This window comes from Rossellomorea marisflavi (assembly GCF_022170785.1).
Taxonomy (GTDB): Bacteria; Bacillota; Bacilli; order Bacillales; family Bacillaceae_B; genus Rossellomorea; species Rossellomorea marisflavi_B.
In genome coordinates, this window is record NZ_CP081870.1 from 2,709,152 (window position 1) to 2,733,424 (window position 24,273).

Annotated in this window: 28 protein-coding genes, 1 tRNA gene and 2 riboswitches; of the genes, 6 read left to right on the plus strand and 23 right to left on the minus strand. The window is 50.2% G+C overall.

Annotated elements, in window-relative coordinates; all coding sequences use genetic code 11:
• Positions 1-294 precede the first annotated feature (294 nt).
• Genes gcvPB through gcvT form a run of 3 tightly spaced genes read right to left on the minus strand, consistent with a single transcriptional unit; the run spans position 295 to position 4,216 of the window.
• A complete protein-coding gene (gene gcvPB, locus K6T23_RS14210) occupies positions 295-1,758 on the minus strand; it encodes an aminomethyl-transferring glycine dehydrogenase subunit GcvPB (RefSeq protein ID WP_056535427.1) in 1,464 nt (487 codons plus the stop codon).
• Positions 1,751-3,097, minus strand: a complete 1,347-nt coding sequence (gcvPA, locus tag K6T23_RS14215) for an aminomethyl-transferring glycine dehydrogenase subunit GcvPA (protein WP_238281457.1) — start codon at positions 3,095-3,097, stop codon at positions 1,751-1,753. Before gcvPA ends, gcvPB begins: the two co-directional genes overlap by 8 nt.
• 15 nt (positions 3,098-3,112) lie before the next feature.
• Positions 3,113-4,216 (minus strand): glycine cleavage system aminomethyltransferase GcvT, encoded by a 1,104-nt coding sequence (gcvT, locus tag K6T23_RS14220; RefSeq protein WP_056535423.1) that lies wholly within the window; start codon positions 4,214-4,216, stop codon positions 3,113-3,115.
• Between the two features lie 81 nt (positions 4,217-4,297).
• A riboswitch (glycine riboswitch) is annotated at positions 4,298-4,376 on the minus strand.
• 3 nt (positions 4,377-4,379) lie between these two features.
• Positions 4,380-4,470: riboswitch (glycine riboswitch) on the minus strand.
• Positions 4,471-4,642: 172 nt separating this feature from the next.
• On the opposite strand from gcvT, the gene K6T23_RS14225 reads away from it, so the two are divergent.
• Positions 4,643-6,343 carry a DEAD/DEAH box helicase gene (locus K6T23_RS14225; RefSeq protein ID WP_238281459.1) on the plus strand — a complete coding sequence of 567 codons (1,701 nt, stop codon included), beginning with the start codon at positions 4,643-4,645 and terminating at the stop codon, positions 6,341-6,343.
• Positions 6,312-7,097 carry a YqhG family protein gene (locus K6T23_RS14230; RefSeq protein ID WP_148984547.1) on the plus strand — a complete coding sequence of 262 codons (786 nt, stop codon included), beginning with the start codon at positions 6,312-6,314 and terminating at the stop codon, positions 7,095-7,097. The genes K6T23_RS14225 and K6T23_RS14230 overlap by 32 nt, the downstream gene beginning before the upstream one ends.
• 308 nt (positions 7,098-7,405) lie before the next feature.
• On the opposite strand, the gene K6T23_RS14235 is transcribed toward K6T23_RS14230, so the two are convergent.
• The 20 genes from K6T23_RS14235 to K6T23_RS14330 form a co-directional block, all read right to left on the minus strand.
• A complete protein-coding gene (locus K6T23_RS14235; RefSeq protein ID WP_317950150.1) occupies positions 7,406-7,633 on the minus strand; it encodes a YqzE family protein in 228 nt (75 codons plus the stop codon).
• A 3-nt stretch (positions 7,634-7,636) separates the two neighbouring features.
• A complete protein-coding gene (locus K6T23_RS14240; RefSeq protein ID WP_238281461.1) occupies positions 7,637-8,137 on the minus strand; it encodes a shikimate kinase in 501 nt (166 codons plus the stop codon).
• A gap of 3 nt (positions 8,138-8,140) precedes the next feature.
• Entirely contained in the window at positions 8,141-8,497 is a 357-nt protein-coding gene (locus K6T23_RS14245) for a hypothetical protein (protein ID WP_238281463.1), read from the minus strand.
• Positions 8,487-8,930 (minus strand): competence type IV pilus minor pilin ComGF, encoded by a 444-nt coding sequence (gene comGF, locus K6T23_RS14250; RefSeq protein ID WP_160316477.1) that lies wholly within the window; start codon positions 8,928-8,930, stop codon positions 8,487-8,489. The genes K6T23_RS14245 and comGF overlap by 11 nt, the downstream gene beginning before the upstream one ends.
• A complete protein-coding gene (locus K6T23_RS14255) occupies positions 8,896-9,213 on the minus strand; it encodes a hypothetical protein (RefSeq protein WP_053426596.1) in 318 nt (105 codons plus the stop codon). Before K6T23_RS14255 ends, comGF begins: the two co-directional genes overlap by 35 nt.
• On the minus strand, positions 9,197-9,628 hold the full coding sequence (gene comGD, locus K6T23_RS14260; protein WP_238281465.1) for a competence type IV pilus minor pilin ComGD: 432 nt from the start codon (positions 9,626-9,628) through the stop codon (positions 9,197-9,199). The genes K6T23_RS14255 and comGD overlap by 17 nt, the downstream gene beginning before the upstream one ends.
• Before the next feature lies 1 nt (position 9,629).
• Positions 9,630-9,950, minus strand: a complete 321-nt coding sequence (gene comGC, locus K6T23_RS14265; protein ID WP_273546582.1) for a competence type IV pilus major pilin ComGC — start codon at positions 9,948-9,950, stop codon at positions 9,630-9,632.
• Positions 9,951-9,970: 20 nt separating this feature from the next.
• A complete protein-coding gene (gene comGB / locus K6T23_RS14270) occupies positions 9,971-11,026 on the minus strand; it encodes a competence type IV pilus assembly protein ComGB (RefSeq protein ID WP_238281467.1) in 1,056 nt (351 codons plus the stop codon).
• A complete protein-coding gene (gene comGA / locus K6T23_RS14275; RefSeq protein ID WP_179125869.1) occupies positions 10,977-12,050 on the minus strand; it encodes a competence type IV pilus ATPase ComGA in 1,074 nt (357 codons plus the stop codon). The genes comGB and comGA overlap by 50 nt, the downstream gene beginning before the upstream one ends.
• Before the next feature lie 138 nt (positions 12,051-12,188).
• On the minus strand, positions 12,189-13,184 hold the full coding sequence (locus K6T23_RS14280) for a branched-chain amino acid ABC transporter permease (protein ID WP_420493475.1): 996 nt from the start codon (positions 13,182-13,184) through the stop codon (positions 12,189-12,191).
• Positions 13,181-14,053, minus strand: a complete 873-nt coding sequence (locus tag K6T23_RS14285; protein ID WP_238281468.1) for a branched-chain amino acid ABC transporter permease — start codon at positions 14,051-14,053, stop codon at positions 13,181-13,183. Before K6T23_RS14285 ends, K6T23_RS14280 begins: the two co-directional genes overlap by 4 nt.
• 22 nt (positions 14,054-14,075) lie before the next feature.
• Complete coding sequence (locus K6T23_RS14290; protein WP_159644093.1) at positions 14,076-14,780, minus strand: ABC transporter ATP-binding protein; 705 nt, start codon at positions 14,778-14,780, stop codon at positions 14,076-14,078.
• Complete coding sequence (locus K6T23_RS14295) at positions 14,758-15,531, minus strand: ABC transporter ATP-binding protein (protein ID WP_238281470.1); 774 nt, start codon at positions 15,529-15,531, stop codon at positions 14,758-14,760. The genes K6T23_RS14290 and K6T23_RS14295 overlap by 23 nt, the downstream gene beginning before the upstream one ends.
• A gap of 61 nt (positions 15,532-15,592) precedes the next feature.
• A complete protein-coding gene (locus K6T23_RS14300) occupies positions 15,593-16,795 on the minus strand; it encodes a substrate-binding domain-containing protein (RefSeq protein WP_238281472.1) in 1,203 nt (400 codons plus the stop codon).
• Positions 16,796-16,810: 15 nt separating this feature from the next.
• Positions 16,811-18,646, minus strand: coding sequence for a 6-bladed beta-propeller (locus K6T23_RS14305; RefSeq protein WP_238281473.1), 1,836 nt, complete (start codon positions 18,644-18,646; stop codon positions 16,811-16,813).
• Positions 18,639-19,652, minus strand: a complete 1,014-nt coding sequence (locus K6T23_RS14310) for a 3-oxoacyl-ACP synthase (protein ID WP_238281475.1) — start codon at positions 19,650-19,652, stop codon at positions 18,639-18,641. Before K6T23_RS14310 ends, K6T23_RS14305 begins: the two co-directional genes overlap by 8 nt.
• Positions 19,652-20,068, minus strand: a complete 417-nt coding sequence (locus tag K6T23_RS14315) for a MaoC family dehydratase (RefSeq protein WP_048012604.1) — start codon at positions 20,066-20,068, stop codon at positions 19,652-19,654. Before K6T23_RS14315 ends, K6T23_RS14310 begins: the two co-directional genes overlap by 1 nt.
• On the minus strand, positions 20,069-21,547 hold the full coding sequence (locus K6T23_RS14320; RefSeq protein WP_238281476.1) for an o-succinylbenzoate--CoA ligase: 1,479 nt from the start codon (positions 21,545-21,547) through the stop codon (positions 20,069-20,071).
• 13 nt (positions 21,548-21,560) lie between these two features.
• Positions 21,561-22,163, minus strand: a complete 603-nt coding sequence (locus K6T23_RS14325; protein ID WP_056535380.1) for a TetR/AcrR family transcriptional regulator — start codon at positions 22,161-22,163, stop codon at positions 21,561-21,563.
• 122 nt (positions 22,164-22,285) lie between these two features.
• Positions 22,286-22,729 carry a methyl-accepting chemotaxis protein gene (locus K6T23_RS14330; protein ID WP_238281478.1) on the minus strand — a complete coding sequence of 148 codons (444 nt, stop codon included), beginning with the start codon at positions 22,727-22,729 and terminating at the stop codon, positions 22,286-22,288.
• Positions 22,730-22,791: 62 nt separating this feature from the next.
• Here K6T23_RS14330 and K6T23_RS14335 point away from each other — a divergent pair, with 62 nt between their 5' ends.
• The 4 genes from K6T23_RS14335 (at position 22,792) to K6T23_RS14345 (ending at position 24,150) form a co-directional block, all read left to right on the plus strand.
• Entirely contained in the window at positions 22,792-23,346 is a 555-nt protein-coding gene (locus K6T23_RS14335; RefSeq protein ID WP_337946948.1) for an SDR family NAD(P)-dependent oxidoreductase, read from the plus strand.
• Between the two features lie 8 nt (positions 23,347-23,354).
• Positions 23,355-23,480, plus strand: coding sequence for an SDR family oxidoreductase (locus K6T23_RS22310; RefSeq protein ID WP_337946949.1), 126 nt, complete (start codon positions 23,355-23,357; stop codon positions 23,478-23,480).
• Positions 23,481-23,692: 212 nt separating this feature from the next.
• A complete protein-coding gene (locus K6T23_RS14340; RefSeq protein ID WP_056535374.1) occupies positions 23,693-23,989 on the plus strand; it encodes a LysM peptidoglycan-binding domain-containing protein in 297 nt (98 codons plus the stop codon).
• A gap of 89 nt (positions 23,990-24,078) precedes the next feature.
• A tRNA-Gln gene (locus tag K6T23_RS14345) sits at positions 24,079-24,150 on the plus strand.
• The last annotated feature ends 123 nt before the right edge of the window (positions 24,151-24,273 follow it).

Below are 24,273 nucleotides of genomic sequence, written 5' to 3' on the forward strand. Positions count from 1 at the left end.
AGGGTACCGGAGGCTTTTTTCGTTTAGAAACGAGCCTGGGATAAAAGTGTTTCAGTCATAGTAAAACCCGAATTCATTTGTCAATGAATTCGGGTTTTTAATTTGTTCATAATGTCTATTTCATTGGTCCTAGCTGTTGATTGGCGTCCAAGACGTAGACTCCAGCGGGAAGAGTAGCTGATGTGAGACCCCGCAGGCTTGCCGAGGAGGCTCACGGGCTACCCCGCGGAAAACGTAGTCTTGCACGGAAATGTACTTTTTTCGTTTAGTCCAACCTTTTTCTCTTTTCTTGCATTAAACTTCTTTCTGATATCGAAGGACGGGTTTTCGTGCCGCCAAGGTTTCATCCATGCGTTTCACAACCGTCGTGTGAGGAGCTTCCTGGACGATTTCTGGATTTTCTTCCGCTTCCTTCGCGATCTGGATCATAGCATCGATGAATGAATCAAGGGTTTCCTTCGACTCGGTTTCCGTCGGTTCGATCATCATGCACTCTTCTACATTCAATGGGAAGTAGATGGTAGGTGGATGATAGCCGAAGTCGAGGAGGCGCTTCGCGATATCAAGGGTACGCACCCCGAGCTTCTTCTGACGTTTTCCGGAAATCACAAACTCATGCTTGCAATGACGGTCATATGGAAGATCGAAGTGAGGAGCTAGTCTTCTCATCATATAGTTGGCGTTCAGTACGGCATTCTCCGTCACGGCGCGCAGACCATCCGGCCCCATCGTCCTGATATACGTGTAGGCACGCACATTGATCCCGAAGTTCCCGTAGTATGGTTTCACTCTTCCGATACTTTCAGGGCGGTCATAATCGAATACAAAGTCTTCTCCCTTTTTGACGAGGATCGGCTTTGGAAGATAAGGAATCAAATCTTCCTTTACTCCGACAGGACCGCTCCCAGGTCCGCCTCCCCCGTGGGGACCGGTGAACGTTTTATGAAGGTTTAGATGGACAACGTCAAAGCCCATGTCCCCCGGTCTTGCTTTAGAGAGGACCGCATTGAGGTTCGCTCCGTCGTAATAGAGCTTGCCGCCGGCACCGTGGATGATGGAAGCCATCTCGAGGATATTCTCTTCAAAGAGCCCGAGTGTGTTCGGGTTCGTGAGCATCAAGGCCGCTGTATCGTCACCCACCACCCGCTTCAGATCTTCGAGATCAACGAGGCCGTCTTCATTTGACTTGACCGTAACGGTCTCAAAACCAGCAACTGTTGCGCTCGCAGGGTTGGTCCCGTGGGCAGAGTCGGGAACGATGACCTTTGTACGTTGGGTATCGCCATTCGCTTCGTGGAAGGCGCGGATCATCATAAGCCCGGTCCATTCCCCATGAGCTCCCGCAGCCGGCTGGAGGGTCACTTCATCCATCCCGGTGATTTCTTTCAGATGTTCCTGGAGGTCATACATGAGACCAAGTGCCCCTTGTACACTTTCAGGCTCCTGAAGTGGATTGATATGGGCAAATCCATTGAGGCGCGCCACATATTCATTCACCTTTGGATTGTATTTCATCGTACATGACCCAAGCGGGTAGAAGCCGGAGTCGACTCCATGGTTGCGTTTTGAAAGGGCCGTGTAATGACGCATGATATCAAGCTCGGACACTTCAGGCAGATCGGCTTCCTCTGTGCGGATGAATTCGGCCGGAATCAAATCTGAAAGATCTGCCGCAGGAACATCCAATTCAGGGAGGCTGTATCCTACGCGTCCTTCTTTAGTGAGTTCGAAAATAAGAGGCTGATCCTTCTTATGCATGATAATCCCCCAATTCTTTAGCAAATGCATCGATTTCTTCTTTGCTGCGAAGTTCCGTGACGGCAACGAGCATATGGTTGGCGAGCGTTTCGTCCGTAAGACCGAGATCATATCCCCCGATCATCCCTTTTTGAAGGAGATGAAGATTGAGATCCCTGACCGGAGCCTTCAATTTGACGACGAATTCATTGAAGGAAGGTCCTTCGAATGCCACTTCGAGCCCGGCAGCCTTCAGGGCATTTTTGGCATAGTGGGCTTTTTGGATGTTCTGGATCGCCATCTCTTTAACCCCCTGCTTCCCGAGTGCCGTCATGGCAACGGAAGCCGCCAGGGCGTTCAGCGCCTGATTCGAACAAATATTGGACGTCGCTTTATCGCGACGGATATGCTGTTCCCTTGCCTGAAGGGTCAGAACGAACCCGCGGACACCGTCTTCATCCACCGTTTGACCGACAAGACGACCCGGTACCTTTCGCATAAGCTTCTTACTGACGGCAAAATACCCGCAGTGCGGTCCGCCGAATGCGCTAGGGATTCCGAACGGTTGCGCATCTCCGATAACGATATCGGCACCGAATTTGCCCGGTGGTGTGAGTGCTCCGAGTGCAAGAGGGTTGGAAGAGACGACAAACATCGCTTTCGAACCATGGGTGATGGCTTCCATCGCCTGAAGATCCTCGATACGTCCGAAGAAGTTCGGATATTGAACAATCACAGCTGCCACGTCATCTCCGATGAGGTTCTCTAGCCCTTCAAGATCTGTCACCCCATCTTTATGGGGGATTTCTACTACATCGATATACTGACCTTTCGCATAAGAGCGCAGGACATCTTTGGATTCAGGATGAACCGCCGCTGATACGAGCACCTTCTTGCGACGGGTCTGACCGGCTGAAAGCATGGCGGCTTCAGCAAGGGATGTACCTCCGTCATACATGGAAGAGTTGGCTACATCCATCCCTGTCAGCTCACAGATCATGGTCTGGAACTCGAAAATCGCCTGGAGTTCCCCCTGTGAAATCTCCGGTTGATACGGCGTATAGGCCGTATAGAATTCAGAACGTGACAAAACATGATCCACGATGATCGGCATGTAATGATCATACACACCCGCCCCAAGGAAGCTTGCATGACTCCTGAGATCGGCATTTTTAGCTGCCAGGGCCGTCAGTTCCTTGACGAGTTCCGTCTCGGATTTAGCTTTTTTAATGTTATAGTCGCCTTTGAAGCGGACTTCTTCTGGAATATCTTCGAAAAGGGCATCGACGGTGTCGACTCCAATGCTGTCCAACATTTCTCTTTGATCCTGATCTGTCATCGGTAAATAACGATGCTTCATGAACGTCAGTCCTCCCTATTTGCCAGTTCTCTTATAGAATGGTGTCTTCACTACAACGGCTTTCAATTGTTTATTCCGGATCTCTACGATCACTTCAGTGCCGGGCTCGGCAAATTCCTTCTTGATAAGTGCAAGACCGATATTCTTCTTCAGTGTCGGCGACTGGGTACCGGTTGTGACCTCCCCGATCAGCTCTTCCCCTGAAAATACACTGTATCCATGACGAGGGATGCCGCGGTCGATCATTTCGATCCCGACCAGCTTACGAGGTGCCCCTTCTTCCTTTTGTTTGCGAAGGACTTCCTGGCCGATGAACGGGATGTCTTTATTCACCTTCACCGCAAAACCGATTCCCGCTTCGATGGGCGTGATTGTCTTCGACAACTCCTGTCCATAGAGTGCGAGATTCGCTTCGAATCGCAAAGTGTCACGGGCACCAAGGCCACAAGGTACGATTCTTTCCTCTTCACCCGCCTGAAGGATTTCCTTCCACAGCGCCGGTGCGGAATCCGATGCACAGTAGATTTCAAACCCGTCTTCCCCTGTGTAACCCGTTCTTGATACGAGAGCTTCGTGACCACTGATCATGACCTCATCCTGGAACTTGAAGAACCCGATGCTGCCGAGATCTGTCTCGGTTAGCTTCTGGAGGATCTTCTCCGCGAGCGGCCCCTGAATGGCAAGCTGGGCGATTTCGCCTGAACGATTCGTCAGCTCGACCCCTTCGGTTGCATGATGGATGAGCCATTCGTAATCTTTCTCGATATTGGATGCGTTGACCACAAGGAGATAATCGTGATCTTTCCTTTTATAAACGAGAAGGTCATCGACCGTCCCTCCGTCTTCGTAGCACATGGCGGTGTACTGAGCGCCTCCGTCCTTCAATTTGGACAGATCATTGGTCATCATCCGTTGAAGGTACTCAAGGGCACCTTCCCCTTTCACCGTGATCTCACCCATATGGGAGACATCGAAAAGACCTGCACGGCTCCTTACGGCTTCATGCTCGTCTTTGATCCCGGAGAATTGTACGGGCAAGGCCCATCCTCCAAAATCGATCGTCTTTCCTCCATACTCGCGGTAAAGATCGTGTAAAGGCGTTTGCTTCAGTTCTGACATGGCGATTCCCCCTTTAGTGGTTACACTGCATTCTTTTGCATGAAAAAAGGACAGAGAAGCCCCTTTTCAATAAGTGGGCTTCTCTGTCCTGGCACCTGAAAGTTTACCGATTCATACGGCTTTCCCCTTTGGTGGTCCCCATCCGGGACGCTCTCCAGAGTTGCGTCCGACAAGAGTCTTTTTGCCTGAGAGATTCACATCGTGATGCTTGCTCCTTCGGCGCTGCAGACTGCAGTCTCTCCCCTTGTCATCATTCGCCAATATTCCTTGCAATAATTGGTCATACTAAAGATATAAAAGAAATGCAGCAGATGCTAATGTTCGGATTTAGATCATTTTTGTAAGATTGTAAATCTATTTTCATCCTACCATTAATCAATTGTTCCGGGCAATCAATTTTTGCAGAAAAAAAGGAGTTGTTTTTATATGAATGTAGATATCATATTCGATGAGGGATGGGGAGAAAATCTTGAAAGCCTTATCACAAATGACGGGCCATGGGGAAGTTTCGACCTCTACAAACTCGCCGTCGAATTCGAGCACCATCTCGCAATTCCGAACTTTGAGGGGCTTCAGGCACCGAAACATTTGGCAAATGTCACTCCCCTCCCCCATCAGCTCGAAGCTGCGAGGCAGGTGGTGGAGACCATGAACGGAAAAGCGATCCTTGCAGATGAGGTCGGACTCGGAAAAACAATTGAAGCGGGGCTTGTGTTGAAGGAATACATGATCCGTGGACTGGTGAAGAAGGTGCTCATACTCGTGCCGGCGTCCCTGGTATCCCAGTGGTGCTATGAGTTGAATACGAAATTCTTCATCCCTGCCGTCCCCCAAAGGAAAAGTTACGTCTGGGACCAGTGTGATATCGTCGTTTCTTCCATGGATACAGCCAAAAGAAGCCCTCACCGGGAAAAGGTGTATGAACAGGATTATGATCTCGTCATCATCGATGAAGCTCACAAACTGAAGAATCACAAAACGAAAAACTATGAATTTGTGCAGAACCTGAAGAAAAAATTCTGCCTTCTTCTGACGGCTACTCCCATCCAAAACCGAATCGAGGAAATCTTCCATCTTGTTTCCCTCCTGAAGCCCGGGCATCTTGGAAGCGAATCGGGCTTTACCGACCGGTATAAAAATGGGGATCGGTCCCTTGAGGATGACGACCATCTGAAGAACCTGATCAACAAGGTGATGATCAGGAACCGAAGGAATGACACCGGTATCGAATGGACGAAGCGCCATGTAAAAACGGTCCTGATCGACTTCTCACAGGGAGAGAGGGACCTATACGACAGCTTCGATCTTCTGCGCGGCCGCTACGATGACTGGGCCACATCCAGCTCCTTCTCCCTCCTCACCCTGCAGCGGGAAGCATGCTCCAGCCGAGAAGCGGTGTACTTCACGTTAAAGAATATGCTCGCCAAAAAGGAAGATCCTTCAGAGGGATTCAAGCAAGTCATCGGAACGCTCATGCAAAAGGTCGAGAACGTCTCCGTCAACTCCAAGGCAAAGAAAGCCCTGGAGCTGATCCAATCCATCGACGATAAAGTGATCATCTTCACTGAATACCGGGCAACCCAGATGTATCTTCAATGGTTCCTGAAGCAGCATGGTATCACATCGGTTCCTTTCCGGGGCGGGTTCAAGCGCGGGAAAAAGGACTGGATGAGACAATTGTTCCAAAATCACGCCCAGGTTCTCATCGCCACGGAAGCCGGCGGGGAAGGAATCAACCTTCAATTCTGTCATCACGTCATCAATTTCGACCTTCCGTGGAATCCCATGAGACTCGAGCAGCGGATCGGACGGGTGCACCGCCTGGGACAGACCGAGGATGTTCATATTTACAATTTCGCCACGAAAGGAACCGTCGAAGAACATATCCTCACCCTGCTTTATGAAAAAATCAACCTGTTCGAGCGTGTGATCGGCGAACTTGATGACATCCTGACCCGACTCGATTTCAAAGAGTTTGAAGATCACATGACAGATATCTTCGCTTCCTCAAGAACCGAGGGTGAAATGAAGATCAAAATGGAAAATTTGACGAGCATGATTCAATTTGCAGAACAGATGAAGGAGGAGAAGGCCGATGCAGCAGCACGAAATACATCGATTTCTTGAGCGGTATTTTCACGCGAACGGGTGTGAGCTGAAGGCAAGCGGTGATGGCTATATGACCGTCCAGCTCACGATCGAGATGGATAAAGAGCTCATGAATCGCCCATTCTACTGGCATTATCTCGAAAAGACCGGTGGGGAACCGAATCCCATGGCACTAAACCTCATCACCGATCAGGAAAAGGCGCCGGAAGGACTACAGGGGGAGGTCATCCATTTCGGTTCACCCCGACTGCACCAGATCTTCCGTTCCACCCGGAGTCTGGCAGGATATACCCGGCTCTATGAGGACCGTGCGGGGTATGGCCAGCAGCAAATCCCGCTTCATCCGTGGCTCGGCATGAACGTCAAAATCTCCTATCAATCGAATCGCAAGAAGGATACGTTCCGCAGCATCGGCCTCAATCTCATCAACGGCATGATGAAGGAAGGGTTTCACGATGAACTCCTCACCCTCAAGCTGACGCCGAAGATACCGGATCTCTGCTTCACCCTGACCCCGATCATCCGCCCCAAAAGCGGGATCGGACGCATCCAACAGCAACTGCGGGATGAAATCAGCCGGGAGTCGACGGAATGGGCAGAATCAGCCCTTGCCTCATGGAAGGAAGACCGGGAGCTGTTGGACCACTTTTATAAAGAGGTCGAAGAAAAGCCCGAATCCTACTTCCTTGAACAAGCTGCCCTAAAGGATCAATACGAACCGAAGATCGAAATCGAAATCATCAATGGGGGGATCTTTTACCTTCAGCAGTGACACATAAAGAGATTAGGTCAAAACGAAAAAAGGACCATGTAATGACAAACAATAGTAGGACTGATTCCTAGTAACCCTTATGATTTCCGTGCAAGACTTTGCTTTCCGCGGGTAGCTCGTGATCCTCGCGAGCCTGCCCAGCACCACTTTTCCCGCCGGCTCCTTCGTCTTGCACTCCAATCAACCGCTGGAAACAATATAAGCGTAATGGTCATGAAACAAAGTAAAAACCCGAATTATTTTGCCTGATCATCAGCAAATGAATTCGGGTTTTACTATGACTAGAAGATGTTTGTCTCAGCCACTTTTTATTGATTCCTATTTTTTTTGAAAAACAGCCCGACCGCATAGGGAATGATGCCGAACCACCGATACAGGAATGGTTCCTTCCGGGTCTTGCGCTGCTTCCTGATTGTTTTCCGCTCCTGGGGTGATTTGTTATAATGCTGAACCACGGTCTGGGTCAAGAATTTGACGTAGTCATTTACAGACATCCTGCCACCACCTTCACCCATCCAGTATGCCCAGGTTTCCATGCTTTAATTCCTGTCGAGGAGGGAGAGGATCTCGCGTGTGACCGCCTCTTCATCTTTTCCGCCGGTGTTCACCTCATGGGTCCTCGCTTCCTCATAAAGGGGAAGGCGACGACTGAACAGACTCTCTACTTCATGACGGGGATTCTGTGCAAGGGGTCTGTCGTGATCTCCTTCAAGCCGCTCCCACAGGCTTTCGAACGGAGCGGACAGATAGATCACACACCCGCTTTCTCCAAGCAGTTTGCGGTTCTCCTTCCTCTCAACGATCCCTCCTCCCGTCGTGATGATGCACGCTTCTTTCAGCAGCTTTGACAGGACACCCGTTTCGAGATCACGGAAATGCCCTTCGCCGAAACGCTCAAAAATCTCGCGGACAGGCATCCCCTCCTGCTCTACGATGTATTCATCCATGTCCACAACATGAAGGCCGACCTTTTCGGAGAGTATATGCCCGATTGTCGTTTTTCCTACTCCCATAAATCCGATAAGCACAATTGATTCCATAATCTACTTCCAATCCACTATCTTTTTTGTGTCCTTATTATACACGACTACGACCGGAAGAAAAACCTCACCGGGCTGATTCAATCTCACTTCCATTTGCTTGAGGTCACCAGAATCCTCCAGATAGTCCACGCTCATCGTGCCGAAGCTTCCCTTCCGCAGTCCATCGACACCACCTCCTGCTTCCATTTCATAAAGGACGGTCTGGTACAAGCTGATTTTTCGTTCGTACACGTTCTGCATATTGGTCAAGTACCGGTATTTACTCACATAAAGACCTTTTGAAGCGACGGCCACGGTCAAGATGACAGACAAGAACAACAGCGTGAACGGCAAGATGAATCCTTTCTCATTCCCCATAATAAAAGAACTCTCCTTCAAGCTTCTTCCCATCAAGGAATACTCCTTCTATCCTGACACCGCCGTCTATCGCATTGAAACTGAGTCCGGAAAGCTTCTGAAGGACCACTTCATGGCCTTTATCATTCACCCGTCTCCTGATGGAATCCTGATATTTTTCATACGTGACCTTCTCTCCATTCAGAATGAACGAAAACCCTGAATTTGTTACAGTCATCCCTCGGGATTTCCACGTCTCTTGCCTTACACTCTCGTTGAATAATGTCCATTGGTAATACGGAGGCGGGAGCATCTCCTCCCGGACGAGGGAGAAGCCCTTGATCACCAACGGGATGGAAAACGAAATCAGACATACGATAAAGAAGGAAAACAAGGCTTCAAGCAGGGTGAATCCACGCTCATTCCACAGAGCTGCATACTTTCTTGACGTCACCACCCCTCTGCATTTCCACGCAGATCGATGATGCTCCTCCTTCCCAATACCTCGTATAGTCGACACCTCCATAGGATTTCGAGCTCCTTTCATACTTTTTCGTGACCATGGCACGTTCAACCCCCTCCTCCATCCACTTCAACGCTTCCACCTCGGACTGCTTCTCCCTGAGCAGGACGGCCTGGTTCATCAATAGGGGAAGGAAGATGCCGGTGATCAGCAGCAGACAGCTGAATGCCACGAGCATTTCGGGGAAGGAGAATCCATCATTTCTTCTGAACATAATAACGCCCCTGTCCGATTTGAAAGGTCAATTGATACTTGGTCCCGCCACGCGCAAAATTGACGCTGCCGAATCGATTGGTATTTCCGTTCGGATAGAACGTGATATCGTACAACGTGCTGGATTTGATTTCGAAACCTTCCTGGAGTTTTCGATTGAATAACGTTTCATTCAGGACATTTTTCGCGATATAGGACCCATTCTCGGGATAAAAGGTAAGACGGACGGGAATCTGGTAGCGGAACGCATAGCTTTGAACGTAGGCGAGGTCGGATTGAAGCTGGGAGACGAAGACCTCTTCATCCGTTGAAGCCTTCGTCGGACTCACGGAAAACACAACCCATGTCAGCAGGACGCCCGTCATGAATAGGACGAGGAGCACCTCCACAAGGGTGTACCCCTTTTCCTCCCGCATCCTACGAATCGCTTACCTCTACATCACCATTCTGACTGATCGTGATGGCCCTCCCATCGGGACATGCCTTGTACTCATCCTTCAAGTACCCTTCTGTCACAAGATTCTGGATCGTGACTTGCCCCGTATTTCCGTCCATTTTATACGCTTCTACCTGTCCTTCCACCATATTCACAAAGGCCTCACAGCCTTTCGCATTGATGGAACCGCTCTGTTTCGTCACATTCGGGATTGCGATGAACAACAGCACCGAGATGACCAGGAGTACGATCATCATCTCAATGAGGGTGAACCCTCTTTCATCTTTTAATAGGTGTTTCACGTTTATTCCCCTTTCTGAACTCATACTCCCTGCATCATTTGGAACAGGGGCATCATGATTGAAAAGTAAATGGCCATGATGAATAAGCCGACAAAACTGAAGATGACTGGCTGGATATATTTAAGGAGGGCACCGCTCCTCTCTTCGAGTTCCACAAAACACATATCCCCGTAGAGCTGCAATTCTTCCGGCAGCCGTCCGTTCGATTGACCGTGGTGGATGATATAGGCGACCTCCGACTGAAAAAAAGGGATGGCACCTGCACACTCATGGAGGGACATACCCGACTTCAAGCCCTGTATGAGCTCGCCGGATACATATTGAAGGGTCGGTCGGAAGGTTTGTTGTTCAATAATCCTGAGGGATTCGGTGATGGACACACCATTGCTCAGTAGAAATCCGAGTTCCCTTGCAAAGAAGTGGGTGTGGGCAAGTTTGAAGAAGCGGGAAAAGAAAGGGATCTTACTCGTGTGGATGGAAATGGTGACGGGGGAGATCCGGTGACGGAAAAAGAAAAGAATGACCCCCGCTGATAGAAGGACAGCAAGGATTCCCGCGAGCAGGAGGGGGACGGCTTTTACGAACGAGAGTAAAAGCTGCACGCCAGTGGAAGGTTCATAGCCCATGGAGCTATAGAGGGTTTCAAATTTCGGGAAAAGCACATTCCGGAGGAGGACCATCATCATTCCAGCGATGATAATGAGCATCAAGGGATACTGGATGACCCGCTTGAGCCTCTCTTGATTTTTCTGCTTCTGCAGGAGGTAATCCCCTGCACCCATAAGGGTTGCTCCCATCTGCCCGTGGAACTCAGCAAAATAGATCTGGGCGCTCACATGGGTGGGGAGTGAGAGTTCTTTCGTGATGACCTTGGAAACCTGCACGCCTTCCTGCAGGGCATGGAGGATCCGGGTCTTCAAGACCGTGGCAGCAGGATGATCGGGTATGAAAAGGAAGTCCACGGCCTCACTGAACGTATATCCCTTCTCGAGGAGGGAACCCATACGCTTCAGGAACTTTCCCTGCTCATCCCTTTTCTTCATGTATCCATTTCCGATACTCAGATTCCGGAACATATCCGAGGGCCACCCCCTTCCGGATGAGCTGTTTCAGCGTCAGGTATCGATGGTCGACCTTATCACCCTTTGCTTCCATCAGCACATTCTTCAGCTCTTTGCCCGTCAGGATCTCGAAAACCGTAGCCCGGTTGGTCCTCTTCCCTTCAGCGAGGCATTCCCCGAAGCAATCATTTCCGCATACCGGACATTTCAATCGAAGCAGCCTTTGAGCAGAAACCGCCAAAATGGTCTGTTCAATGTCATGCCATTTGATCCCGAGCTCCATGAGCCGGTAGATGGCACCCTTCGCATCCCGCGTATGGACAGATGAGAGGACGAGATGTCCAGTGAGGGCTGCCCTGACGGCAATCTCAGCGGTTTCTTTATCCCGGATCTCCCCGACCATGATGATATCCGGATCATGGCGGAGAATCGCTTTAAGACCGGTCGAATACGTGATGCCTGCCTTTTCATTCACCTGGATTTGGACCATTTCTTCGTGGGCCTTCTCAACAGGATCTTCTAAGGTGATGACGTTGCGGTTGAGGGAAACGGCACAATGGTGGACAAGGGAGTAAAGGGTGGTCGTCTTACCGCTGCCTGTCGGTCCGGTAAATAGAATAAGACCGTGGGAGTGCATGAGCAGGGCGACGAGTTTTTTAGCTGATGACGGATAGAGGGACATATGCTCGATGGGGATTTGATAGCGTTCGGGCAGGATCCGGATGACGAGGCTTTCTTTGAGATGGGTGGTCGGAAGGGTGGATACCCGCAGTGCCAGTGGGATCCGTGAGATGAAATGAGTGTAGGAGCCGCTTTGGGGCTTTCGCTTCTCTGCGATATCCATGGAGGACATGAACTTCAGATGGGCGATGAGGCGCTCGGCCTGGTCTTCGTCGATTGTCTTGAAGGGGACGAGTGTTCCGAGCTTTCTGAACTGAATGAGGTAATCGTTCTTACGGGGGACGAGATGGACATCTGTTGCATGACTGCGAAATGCTTCCGAAATCATCCGTTCGGAGAAGGTTTCGACAGAGTAAATGATGAATCACACCACCTTTCAGTAGTCTTGAAGATATATATACGACAAAAAATCCGAAAATCCTGCAACGCTCTCCCATTTTTTTCGTTTGCTATGATCAATTCGAAAGGCCCCGTCCGATTAGACGGGGCCTTTGGGTCAGGCTGCTTTCTTCACTTCGTCGTTCTTTCTCTCTTTCCTCTTTTTCCCCTTCAGGGACTTCACCACACCTGCCAATCCTTTCGGGAAGCCCAAGAGGACGACGATATAGAGGAAGCCGAGGAAGATCGTCCAGCGCTCGAAGATCGGGTAGACCGATGCCAGCTCCGAGAGATAGTGGCGCAGGAACTCGATGATGCCGGCCCCGATGATGGGACCAATCAGCGTCCCGAGACCGCCGATCATGGTCATGAGCAGGGCATCGAGTGTCACTTCGATGGAGAAGACGCTCACATTGATGAACCGTAGCGAAACCGCATACAGGGCCCCGCTCAATGCGGCCACCATGCCGGACGTGACACTCGCCATAAGCTTGTAATGAAGCGTCTTGAACCCAAGCGCTTCCGTCCTGTACTCATTCTGGGAAATGGCCTTCAGGACCTTCCCCGTCGATGAGGAGGTGAATAACTTCAACAGAATGAAGATGGACGCCATGACGATCAAGGTTACATAATAGAAGCTCATGCGATCTTTGAACACATCTGGCACAGAGAATGTAAAGCCGTCCCCTCCCATGGTCAGCCCCCTCCACTTCTCGGCAAGAACCAAGAACAGCTGAGAAACGGCCAGGGTGAGCATGGCGTAGAAATGGCTCTTTAGACGAAGGGACAGGAGACCGATCACATAGCTCACCGCGGCTGAAAGGGCGATGCCGATCAGTAGTCCGATGATGAAGTTCCCCAGTGTGGCCTCATGATTATTGAACATGAGGGCCACGCTGTAGGCACCCAGGCCGAAGAACATGCAGTGACCGAAGGAAACGATCCCTGTATAGCCAAGAAGGATGTCGAAACTCATGGCGAAGATGGCGAAAATGAAGATCTGCGTGAACATGATGAGCATGCTCCTCGAATCATTGACAAAGGGAAACAGCATCAAGGCCACCAAGCCTGCCATCCCCCCGTAAAGAGGGATGCGATTCGTCATGCTTTTCATACGGCTCCCCCCTTCTCCCCCATGAGTCCGGTGGGCTTCACCAGTAAGACGAAGGCAAGGAGCAGCATGTTAAGGGCAAGGGAAAGGTCTGGAATGTAATAGGCCATAAACGCGCCCAGGACCCCGACGATCAAGGAGGCGAGGGCAGACCCCTGGAGGCTTCCCATCCCTCCGATGATCACGACGATGAATGCAAGGATGGCATACTGCATCCCCATCTCGGCAAATACGACACCTGAATACGGGGCTAGGAGGGCACCGCCCATTGCCGCCATGGCAGATCCGAGAAGGAACACAAATGTAAAGATGGCTTTGACGTTGATCCCCATGGCCTGCACCATTTCCTTATCGATGACCCCGGCCCGGATCATGAGGCCGATCCGCGTTTTACTTAATAAAAGCCAAAGTGCGGCGTACATGATGACTCCCACTACGATTACAAACAACCTGTATTTGATGAGGATCACTCCCCCGTCAAATTGAAAACTTCCCTGCAGCCACTCCGGAAGATTCACTCTTATGGGATTCGGTCCCCATAAGATCTTGATGCTCTCTGTCAGGACAAGCATCCCTCCAAGGGTGATGAGGAGCTGCCTGACATGGTTTCCATAGACCGGCCTGATCAAAAATCGTTCCAATACGAGGCCGAGAACCATTCCGATCAAAATCGCCGCCGCTACCGACAAGAAAAAATTCCCTGTTCCATTGAAAACCCAAGCCCCCATGAATGCTCCCCATACGAAGAGCCCCCCATGGGCAAAATTCAAAACGTCCATCAAGCCGAAGATCAGCGTCAGACCCGCTGCGAGGAGGAAAATCAGCAGTCCCGTCGAGATGCCGTTCACCAATAGATTAATGATTACGTCCATACTTGATCCACTCCCTAAACACCTATGCTATCCCAAGATACTTCCGGCACATCTCACGGTCTTCCACTAGTTCGTTCATCCGGCCGTCATGGACGATCTTCCCGTCATCCATGATATAAAAATAATCCCCGATCCTGCTTGCCATCATGAAGTTCTGTTCCACAAGGAGAATCGTCGTTCTTTCTTTCATCTTCAGGATCGATTCCATCAGCTTTTCCACCATGATCGGGGAAAGCCCCTTACTCGGTTCATCGATCAGGAGGAGACCGTCCCCATTGATGTATGCCCTGGAGATGGCGAGCATCTGCTTCTGCCCTCCTGATAGTAGACCGCTCTTCTTGTGCCAGTATGTCTTCAGGTCCGGGAACAGGTCCAGCATCCATTCTGCCTTTTCCTCAGCCCCTTGGTCCCCTTTCACTTTTGCAAGACTCAAGGTTTCTTCCACCGTCAAGCTGCCGAATATCCCCTGATTCTCAGGAACATAACCGATCCCTTTCTTCGAAATCTGATGGGTCGGGGCGCCTCTCAAGGATTCGTCTTTATAGCGGATCGACCCCGTGCTCTTCGGATTGAATCCCATGATCGAGCGGAGCGTGGTTGTTTTCCCTGCCCCGTTCCGTCCGAACAGGACCGTGATGCTCCCTTCCTTGACTCCAAGGGACACACCCTGCAGGATATGGTACTGACCGAGATAGGTTTGAAGATCATCCACTTTTAATAGATTCATTATGCATCCCTCCAAGATATGCCGTCTGTACACGCTCATCCTTGATGATCGTCCGTGGGTCCCCGCTTGCGAGCAGCTCTCCGTTGAAAAGGACGACCAGCCGATCAGACAGGTGCATCACCATGTCCATCTTGTGTTCGATGAGGACGATGGTATGGTGACCTCCTGCCTTGATCCTGTTGATGACTTCGAGGATTGCCGGGATGTCTTCGATGGAGATCCCGGCAGTCGGCTCATCAAGGAGAAGCAGCTCCGTTTTGAGGGCCAGAAGCATGGCAAGCTCAAGCTTCCGTTTCTCACCATGTGCCAGGTCGATGGCAAGGGCATCACCCTTTTCCTTCAGCATGCAAGTCTCCATCAGCTCTCTTGCTTCCTCTTCCTGCCGTCTTTTCAACCCTGGTTTCGGGAAGATGGAATAGTAATCCTTCCCTGCCGATTGAACACTGAGGCGGATATTTTCAAGTACGGTCAATTCAGGGAAGATGTTAGTGAGCTGAAAGGACCTGCCAATGCCGGCACGCGCTCTCATGGGGATCGATAATCCCGTGACATTCCCGTCTTTGAAGAAAATCTCCCCTCTCGTCGGGCTGATCTGCCCGCTGATCAGATTGAACAGGGTCGTCTTGCCGGCACCATTTGGGCCGATGATCGATACAAGCTTCCCCCTTTCAATCTCCAAGTCTACTTCTTTGATCACATCATGTTCCCCGAATGAAACGGATAGACGGGCCGTGCGTAATATCGTGTCCATTCCGGTACCTCCTTTATGGATAGCATCCAGGGAGGGAAACTCCCTGAATATTCTGATTTTGTTACTTATTACGTACCGGTGGCTCCGTTTCGTTCATATCCAATTCCCTGATGAGGACCGGTACCGGGTGGTCGACCCCTTCTTCCTCTTCAAGCGTGATGGCATAGAGGGATTGAAGTGCCTGATGGTCGTCCGGACGGAACTTCATCTTCCCCTTAGGCGTTTCGAACTCCATTCCTTCCATGGCTTCAATCAATGTCTCTGCTTCGGTATCACCATCGGTTTTTTTGATGGCTTCCACAATGGAGATGGCCGCGCTCATGCCGCCTGCAGTGAACAGATCCGGCACCTCGCCATCATATTTTCCCTTGTGCTTCTCAACGAGCCAGTCATTGACTTCATTATCAGGCAGCGTGTAATAATAGATAGAATATCCGCTCATCCCCATGAGGGAGTCCATCGTTTTCAGGGAATTGATATCCTGAGCGGCCGTGGAGATCTTGATGCCCTGCTCTTCGACTTTCATATCCTTAAGCTGTTTCCAGGGCGCATTGGATCCTGCCCAGACAATAAAGAGGTAGTCGGGCTTATCCTTGATGATATTTTGGATATTAGCGGTGAAGTCAGTGGAATTCGGATCTGCATATTGTTCGTTGATAATGTCTGCACCAAGCTTCTCTGCACCTTCTTTAAAGGCTTCAATCCCTTCCCGCCCATAGGCATTATCCTGTGCGAGCGTAGCGATCTTCACGTCCTTTTCGGCGATGGATGCAGCACCTGCGACCGCATCCTGGGAGGAATTCCGCCCGGTCCGGAAGATGTATTTATTCCAGTTTTCACCTGTGATGCTATCTGCCACGGCAGGTTCAACCACCATGATTTTCTCGTATTCTTCAGCTAGTGGAAGGACAGCGAGGGTATCTCCCGAACTCGAAGACCCCACCAGGAAATCGACCTCATCTTCTTCAAGTAGCTTCGTCGCTTTTTTCACCGCAACGTCAGGCTTTGTTTCTGTATCCTCCACGATGAATTCAATTTTCTTCCCATCCACTTGATTCGTACCGTCCGTTGCATATTCAAGGCCGAGTTCAAAGCCTTGGATCGTTTGTTTTCCGTACGTTTCAAGCGCTCCGGTCTGGGAGGCGAGTACACCCACTTTGATTGTATCGTCACTGGAACCTGAACTTTTCCCGGAACAACCCGCCATCAACATGACCGAACACGCCGCCAGGAAGCTTGCTTTGACCCACTTAGATTTCTTCATCTTCTTATTCCCCCATTATTCATCTTTTTTAAAGAACTGAAGCTTGTGAAGAAGACCGTCTGCAATGGTGATTTTTCCTGTTGAATCGATATCGAGTCCTTGAGGTGAGAAAAAGTTCCCATCTTCTCCCCCGAATGAGCCGAACTGCTCGAGGAACGCACCCTTATCACTGTACACATTCATTCGATTGTTGGAGGTATCCGTCACATAGACCTTATCATTCTGGTCGATGGCGATACCCGTCGGCAGGAAGAGGTCACCAGGTTCCTCTCCCCAGTTTTCAAGGGGATCCAGATTCCCCGATCCTCCTGCCGTCCCCCATTTGGCCAGGAAGGTTCCATTATTGTCGAACTTCTGGACGCGGTTATTGATGCGATCGACCACATACACGTTATCCTTTGAGTCTATGGCCAGCTGCATGGGCTGTGAAAATTCACCGTTCCCCGTCCCTTTTCTCCCCCATTCCTTTTGGTATACAAAGAAGGAGTTGAACTTCTGGATCCTGTTATTCTCTGAATCTGAGACGAAGATATTCCCTTTGCTGTCAACGGCAATGCCACTTGGAAGTCGGAAGAATCCGCTCAGTGTGCCCAATGAGCCGTATGCCGCCAGGAAGGTTCCATTGTTGGAGAACTTCTGGATGCGATTGTTGACGGAATCGGCGACGTATACGTTATCGTATTTGTCGACGGCCATCTGCCTCGGCACGAAGAATTGGCCAGCCAGGCTTCCGTATGCAATCGGACCGCCCGTTCCCAGTAGACTCCCCCACTTACCTGTTACCTTACCGGTGGAGTCATACTTTAAGATTCGGTGATTGAAAGAATCGGTGACGAAGGTATTGCCTTTTGAATCACTCTCGACATCGAATGGCCCTGCATACGTCTTATCCCCATAGCGGCCGTCACCAATCGCCATCTTGAATGAGACCGTCAGCCCGACTTCTTTGAAGACCATCAACCGGTTGTTTCCCGTATCCGTGACGTATAGATCCCCTGTCCCATCGGAAATGATCTGGTTCGGGAAGGCAAGCGTCGGAAATGCGCCCGTCGTATAGAGAAAACGGTCACTGGAATCGAACTTCATGATGCGGTTATTGTACGTATCAGCCACATAGAGGGCGCCGGACCTGTCATCGAAATTCAACCCCCTCGGGTGATAGAATTGGTAGGGTCCCACACCCTGTGTTCCACCGATCTTACGCTTGAAGGCCCCATCTTTAGAAAATACCTGGATCCGATTGTTATAGGTATCGGCTACGTACACTTCGTTTTGGTCATTGATGGCAATTCCCTGTGGAAGCGCGAGCTTGCCGTCCGTTCGTCCGTAGGAACCGATCGTCTTTTCATATGTTCCTTCACTGCTGAATCTTTGGATCCGGTGATTGAATTCATCTGTGACATAGTAACGATTATCCTTGTCGACGGCGATTTCCCTCGGGAATCCGAACTCCTCAGGACCGTCTCCTTTTGTTCCCCAGCTCTTCAGGAAGTTGAAGTTCCGGTCGAATTTTTGGATACGGTAGTTCCCTGTGTCCGCTACAAGGAAATTCCCTTCACGATCGACTGCAATACCGAAGGGCATATTGAATTTCCCAGGGGAGCTGCCAAGGGAGCCGATGGTCTTCACGACCTTCCCTCCTGCATCCATCTTGACGATGCGGCTGTTCCCCATATCCACCATATAAATGTATCCGTTTTCATCTTTTGCCATGGCAACCGGTGTCCTGAAGAGGTTACCGGGATCCACCCCGTTGCCGAACGCCCCCTTGAAGGAATAGGCAGCCCCCGCCTGTGTTGGCGCCAGAAGGGTCAAGAGCAGCACAACCACCACGGCGGCTCTTCTAAGCATGAGATGGACCGTTCCAGCGAATGACGGTTGCCGCCCATGTGTATCCGGTGCCTGCACTGACCGCAACGGCGATATCACCCGGCTCGAGGAGACCCCTTTCATGGGCGAAATGAAGGCCGATGCATGGATCGAGGGACGACATATGACCATGATGATCTAGGTACACCGCATTTTCTTCCTTGATCTCCAGCGTATCGAGGAGCTCCCTGAACATGGAACGCTTCGTATGAAGGGGAAGGAGTGCCTTGACGTCCTCCGTTTGATATCCGCTTTTTGTGAGGGCATCCTTCACCACTTTGGCAAAGTTGGGAATCGATACCGGATCCAAACGTTCTTTCATCGACATAGGATCCTTGACGTCGATATAATGCTGATTGGCATCGACCGAATCATGACTTGCATACTGCTTGGAGCCTCCCGCTGGGATCCTTACGTCATCATGGAAGGAACCGTCGGTGATGATCGCACTCTCGAGGATCTCACTCTGGGTGGCCTCACGGGAAACGAGGGCTGCCGCCCCGCCGTCAGCGAAGTTGAACATGAAGCGTGCCCTCGGGTTTCCATGATCAAGGATCTGTGATTCCTTGCATCCTCCGACAAGCAGGATATGGTTGATCGATTCATCCGACCTGATCATATCCCTCGCCACTTTGAGGGCGATGGGAAAACATGAGCTCACATTCATGATTTCAAACGCATACGCATTCTTGGCTCCCAGCTCGTGCTGGATTTTCGGTGCACTGGACCAGACATGATAATCTTTGTGGGGGCTGCCGAAGTAGATGACCACGTCGAGTTCGGCAGGATCCATCGCCCCCAGCGCCTCTTTCCCGGCAGCAATCGCCAGGTCGGATGCATGCATGGTGTCATCCGACACATGCTTCTCATACAGCCCGAATTTTTCAATGATGATGTTTTCCGGAATACCTGTCTTGATCGCCAGGTCTGCAGCAGTCTCTACTTCAGGGGAAAAGAAGGTTCCTGTCGATTGAATGCCGATTGCCATCACACCGTTCCTCCTTCACTTGGGACCATCATCTTGGCGGTCCCGGTCAACACCACTTTTTCATTTTGATTAAAGCACTCGGTCAACAGGGTCAGGACATGCTTCTCTTCATTGAACTCTTGTACAGTTGCCTTTGCCGTGATCGTATCACCGATGTAGACCGGTGACTTGAACCGGATCGATTGCTCCATATAGATGGACCCTTTCCCAGGGAGATGAACACCGAGAAGCTGAGATAAGAGACTGCTCGTCAGCATGCCATGAGCGATCCGCTCCTTGAACCTTGTTGTCTGGGCATACTCCTTATCAATATGGACGGGATTGAAATCACCGCTCAATCCGGCAAACATGACTATATCCGATTCCGTGATGGTCTTACTGCATGCGGCTTGCTGTCCGACTGTATACGTACTCATTTACGATCCGCTCCTTACCAGCTGAGTTTTTTGAATTTTCCCCGTAGCATTTTTCGGCAGTTCCTCGAGGAATGTTATCACCTTCGGCAGTTTGTATCGTGCAAGCTGACTGGTGCAGTGACCGAGGACCCCTTCTTCACTGAGGGAGCTTCCCCTCTTCTTCACGATGAAGGCAACAGGCACTTCCCCCCACCGTGGATCGGCTGCACCGACGACGGCCACTTCCTCCACATCCTCGATCTGATTGATCACCTGCTCCACCTCGAGAGGATAAATGTTCTCCCCTCCGGAAATGATCATTTCCTTCTTGCGCCCGACGATATACACAAAGCCTTCTTCGTCCACACGGGCAAGGTCACCTGTATGAAGCCACCCATCCACGATCGTTTCCTTCGTGGCGTCCGGCCGGTTCCAATACTCTTTCATGACGTTTGCCCCTCGCACGGTAAGCTCACCCACTTCACCCGGACGGCACGTCTGCCCATCCGCTCCCATCAATTTAAAATCATTGAACATGACCGGTTTTCCGATCGAACCGATTTTCCTTCGCGCATCTTCCTTCATGAGCATGAAGACGGTCGGCGAGGTTTCCGTCATGCCGAATCCCTGACCGAACAGGAATCCACGCTCAAGAAATGCAGTAATCAGCTCATGTGGACACGGAGCTCCTCCGTTGTAAAACCAGCGCACGGATGATAGGTCCGTCCCATCAAAGGATGGTGAATGGAGGAGCGCCTGGTGGATCGTCGGTACCCCCATGACGATAGTGACCCTGTGTCCCTCGATCATCTCAAGGGTCTTTTCCGGATCGAATCTTCCCGGAATCACAATCGTTCCACCGGCAAAGAGAGTCGGAAGGGCAAACAACCCGATGCCCCCGATATGGAAAAGGGGCAGTAACACAATCGACCGGTCTTCAGACGTGAGCTCTACGGCGAGTGTATTATTCACTGCATTCCAGAACATATTTTCCTGCGTAAGGACCGCTCCTTTCGGCTTACCCGTAGTCCCCGATGTATAGCAGATAATAAAGGGAGCGCTTACATTTTTCTCTTCCTGTAAAGATAAGAGGGGGCCATCCAGCAACTCATCCAAAGGTAGGACCGTTTCTGCTTTCGTATCCCTCAGTAGTCCTTTGGCAAGCGGGACATGCTCTTCATCGGCTGCAATGACCTTCGTGCCACTATCCATGAGCTGAAACACCAGCTCACTTGCACTCAACCGGATATTAAGTGGAACAGCAACCGCCCCTATTTTCGCTGTGGCGAATAACAGGATGATATATTCCATCCGGTTCTGCGACAGGATGGCCACCCGTTCCCCTGTGCCGACCTTCAACTCCTGTTGCAGCTTACCGGCGGCACGATTGATCCTCTCATTCAATTCTTTGTAGGTGATGGACTCCTGATCGGTTATGATGGCGGTCTTCTCACCACGCAGATACGCCCATTTCCCGATCCAATATGATATTCCTTCCATGATTCCTCCCCCTTTAATTTTTCAACCCGTCGAATATCAGGCTCATGGCTGATTCGAATGCTTCATCCGGTACGTCAGAGCGTTCCCAGTACACCCATCTCATTCCGAGGAACTGTCCGATGGACATCAGGCAATAAGCGACCGTTTCCTGATCGAGCACCTTGAACTCACCGGACTCCATCCCTTCGGACAAACTTTTCAAGAACCCATTGGCAAGCTTTCCGTAATACCATTTGTATAAGTCTCGGTCCACCACGACCGCCTGCTGGACGATGCTGTACAAATTCGGATGATTCTTGACCCAGGTGAAGAAGGAGTAGAATCCCTTTCGCTGTGCTTCCTCGTATGTAGAAGCAGCGGTCATTCCTTCCTTGATGGCCAGCCTCAGATCACGGCTGTAGTTCCGGATCAGCTCGTCATAGATATCTTTTTTAGAAGGGAAATAGTTATAAAAGGTCCCCTGAGCCACTTTGGCTTCCTGAGAAATATTCACGATGGATGTTTCATAAAAGCCTTTCGTCCCGAATATTTCTTCTGCTGCCTTCAGTAGTTTTTCCCTTGTTTCAATTCCTTTCGGTGTCAGTTGTTTCTCTTCGATCATGATTTTTTCTGACATATGAATCACCTCTCAGTTTTTATTATATTTAATATTCTAAAAATTACAATACAAATTTAGGATTTTTTTACTTTCCTAGGAAACAGAAAAAAGCTCCCTTTATGAGGGAGCCTGTTGAATCCTCATCTTGAAAAGGAGTCCATCAATTCTTTCAGTTTATTCGACGTGGCGGTGAGACTCTCGATTTCTGTCATGAACTCCGTTACAAGTTTGGCTTCTTCACTGGTGGACTGCGCGATTTCCTTAAAGTCTTCCTGCATCCTGCTCATGGACATCTTGATGGAAGACAACGTCTCTTCGATGGACAGAGTGGCATTCTTGGCATCCAGCGCGAGTTTCCTTACTTCTGTCGCCACGACTCCGAACCCTGCCCCTGCACTTCCAACCCTGGCTGCTTCGATGGCGGCATTCAGTCCGAGTAAGTTTGTTTGATCACTGATTCCTTTTATCGTAGTGGCCACATCGGTTATTTTCGTTGACTGCTCCACTGTACTTTTCGTATTTTCTGAAATCTGTTCCGTAGTGGCGGACAGTTCTTCTGAGAACAGAAAGGAGAGATTTTCCAAATATTGAAAATAAAGTAGCAATCGTAACCGGTGCCGGAAGCGGCATTGGCCGGGAGACAAGCATCCAGCTCGCAGCAAAAGGTGTCCGTGTGGCAGTGGTGGACCTTTCCGTGGAAGGCGGGAACGAAACCGTGAGGCTGATCAAGGAGGCAGGCTTTGAAGCATTCTTCATCCAGGCGGATGTAGGGTCAAGAGAAGACGTGAAACATTATGTTGAAAAAACAGTAGATACATACGGAACAATTGATATGTTCTTCAACAATGCAGGGATCGAAGGGGCCGTTTCCCCACTGGCTGAATATCCAGAGGATATCTTCGAGAAAGTGATCGATATCAATCTGAAGGGGGCTTTCTACGGGATGAAATATGTCCTGCAGGTGATGCTCGAGAATGGTGGCGGCTCCATCGTGAATACAGCATCCAACGCGGGGCTCGTCGGTTCTCCGGGAGTCAGCCCTTATGCAGCTACAAAGCATGGTGTCATCGGTTTGACCAAAACAGCAACCGGTGAGTACGCGTCCCAGGGCATCCGTGTGAATGCCATTGCCCCAGGTCCTACAGCGACCGGAATGATGGATCGCTTCACTAAGGATCAGAAGAAGCGAAAAAAGCCGTAGAATCTGGCATCCCTGCCGGAAGGTACGGTACCGCCAAGGAAGTGGCAAGCCTGGTCGTCTTCCTATTAGGCGACGAAGCAAACATCATTAACGGTGCCGTGTATCCGATCGATGGTGGCCTTACTTCGTTATAAGTGTTGCAGTATCGACCCGTTTCGACACGCGAAGCGGGTTTTTTGTCATTTATGCCCATAAGAATGAAATTTGTCAAAAAACTATTAAAACCCCATATATTTACACCTTCCGCCCCAACCACCCCTAATTACCCATTTATTCTAAACTTTTACATAATTTGATTTTTATTTACACTAAACAAGCAAGAATCATGAAATGAGGAGAGATGTATATGAAAAAAATAGGTAAAGTCGTCGTTGCTTCCGCTCTTTCTCTCGGTCTGTTAACAGGTGTAGGAGGGTTTCATGCTCCATCTGCGGAAGCCGCAAGCAATGGAACGACCAAATGTGAGTATGCCAAAATCTATCACTATGTAAAATCAGGTGACACCCTCTCCGGCATCGCAGCCAAGCACGGTGTATCTGTTAACACCATCATGAAGAACAACAACATTTCGAATCCAGACAAAATTTATGTCGGACAGAAGCTTTTCATTAAGTACAGCAACGTTCAAATATGTGACTCTTGATCAAAAGGAGCAGATCTTTTCAGATTTGCTCCCTTTTCATGTATAAATTCTCTCATACCTCCCATACTAACCTTTGTACAAGCAAACCTTGGGCTATAGCCAAGCGGTAAGGCATCGCACTTTGACTGCGACATGCGTTGGTTCGAATCCAGCTAGCCCAGTTAGAAAAGCGGAGGCGGGTCGCTCTGAGGCGACAATACCCTCGAGCCTCAACCCGCCGGAGCTAGACGTCAAGAAAAGCGGAGGGGGCTCGCCCTAAAGCACCAATACCCTCGAGCTTCAAG

Coding starts and splice junctions, on each gene's coding strand:
- K6T23_RS14235 (WP_317950150.1), bottom strand. CDS start 7,633: ATGGAAACCTGGGCATACTGGATGGGTGAAGGTGGTGGCAGGATGTCT.
- K6T23_RS14280 (WP_420493475.1), bottom strand. CDS start 13,184: ATGAAAAGCATGACGAATCGCATCCCTCTTTACGGGGGGATGGCAGGC.
- K6T23_RS14320 (WP_238281476.1), bottom strand. CDS start 21,547: ATGGAAGGAATATCATATTGGATCGGGAAATGGGCGTATCTGCGTGGT.
- K6T23_RS14240 (WP_238281461.1), bottom strand. CDS start 8,137: ATGGAATCAATTGTGCTTATCGGATTTATGGGAGTAGGAAAAACGACA.
- K6T23_RS14300 (WP_238281472.1), bottom strand. CDS start 16,795: ATGAAGAAATCTAAGTGGGTCAAAGCAAGCTTCCTGGCGGCGTGTTCG.
- K6T23_RS14315 (WP_048012604.1), bottom strand. CDS start 20,068: ATGAGTACGTATACAGTCGGACAGCAAGCCGCATGCAGTAAGACCATC.
- gcvPB (WP_056535427.1), bottom strand. CDS start 1,758: ATGCATAAGAAGGATCAGCCTCTTATTTTCGAACTCACTAAAGAAGGA.
- K6T23_RS14225 (WP_238281459.1), top strand. CDS start 4,643: ATGAATGTAGATATCATATTCGATGAGGGATGGGGAGAAAATCTTGAA.
- K6T23_RS14290 (WP_159644093.1), bottom strand. CDS start 14,780: ATGAATCTATTAAAAGTGGATGATCTTCAAACCTATCTCGGTCAGTAC.
- K6T23_RS14340 (WP_056535374.1), top strand. CDS start 23,693: ATGAAAAAAATAGGTAAAGTCGTCGTTGCTTCCGCTCTTTCTCTCGGT.
- comGD (WP_238281465.1), bottom strand. CDS start 9,628: ATGCGGGAGGAAAAGGGGTACACCCTTGTGGAGGTGCTCCTCGTCCTA.
- K6T23_RS14255 (WP_053426596.1), bottom strand. CDS start 9,213: ATGTTCAGAAGAAATGATGGATTCTCCTTCCCCGAAATGCTCGTGGCA.
- gcvT (WP_056535423.1), bottom strand. CDS start 4,216: ATGTCAGAACTGAAGCAAACGCCTTTACACGATCTTTACCGCGAGTAT.
- gcvPA (WP_238281457.1), bottom strand. CDS start 3,097: ATGAAGCATCGTTATTTACCGATGACAGATCAGGATCAAAGAGAAATG.
- K6T23_RS14295 (WP_238281470.1), bottom strand. CDS start 15,531: ATGGACACGATATTACGCACGGCCCGTCTATCCGTTTCATTCGGGGAA.
- comGB (WP_238281467.1), bottom strand. CDS start 11,026: ATGTTCCGGAATCTGAGTATCGGAAATGGATACATGAAGAAAAGGGAT.
- K6T23_RS14245 (WP_238281463.1), bottom strand. CDS start 8,497: ATGGGGAATGAGAAAGGATTCATCTTGCCGTTCACGCTGTTGTTCTTG.
- K6T23_RS14325 (WP_056535380.1), bottom strand. CDS start 22,163: ATGTCAGAAAAAATCATGATCGAAGAGAAACAACTGACACCGAAAGGA.
- K6T23_RS14230 (WP_148984547.1), top strand. CDS start 6,312: ATGCAGCAGCACGAAATACATCGATTTCTTGAGCGGTATTTTCACGCG.
- K6T23_RS14310 (WP_238281475.1), bottom strand. CDS start 19,652: ATGGCAATCGGCATTCAATCGACAGGAACCTTCTTTTCCCCTGAAGTA.
- K6T23_RS14285 (WP_238281468.1), bottom strand. CDS start 14,053: ATGGACGTAATCATTAATCTATTGGTGAACGGCATCTCGACGGGACTG.
- K6T23_RS14305 (WP_238281473.1), bottom strand. CDS start 18,646: ATGCTTAGAAGAGCCGCCGTGGTGGTTGTGCTGCTCTTGACCCTTCTG.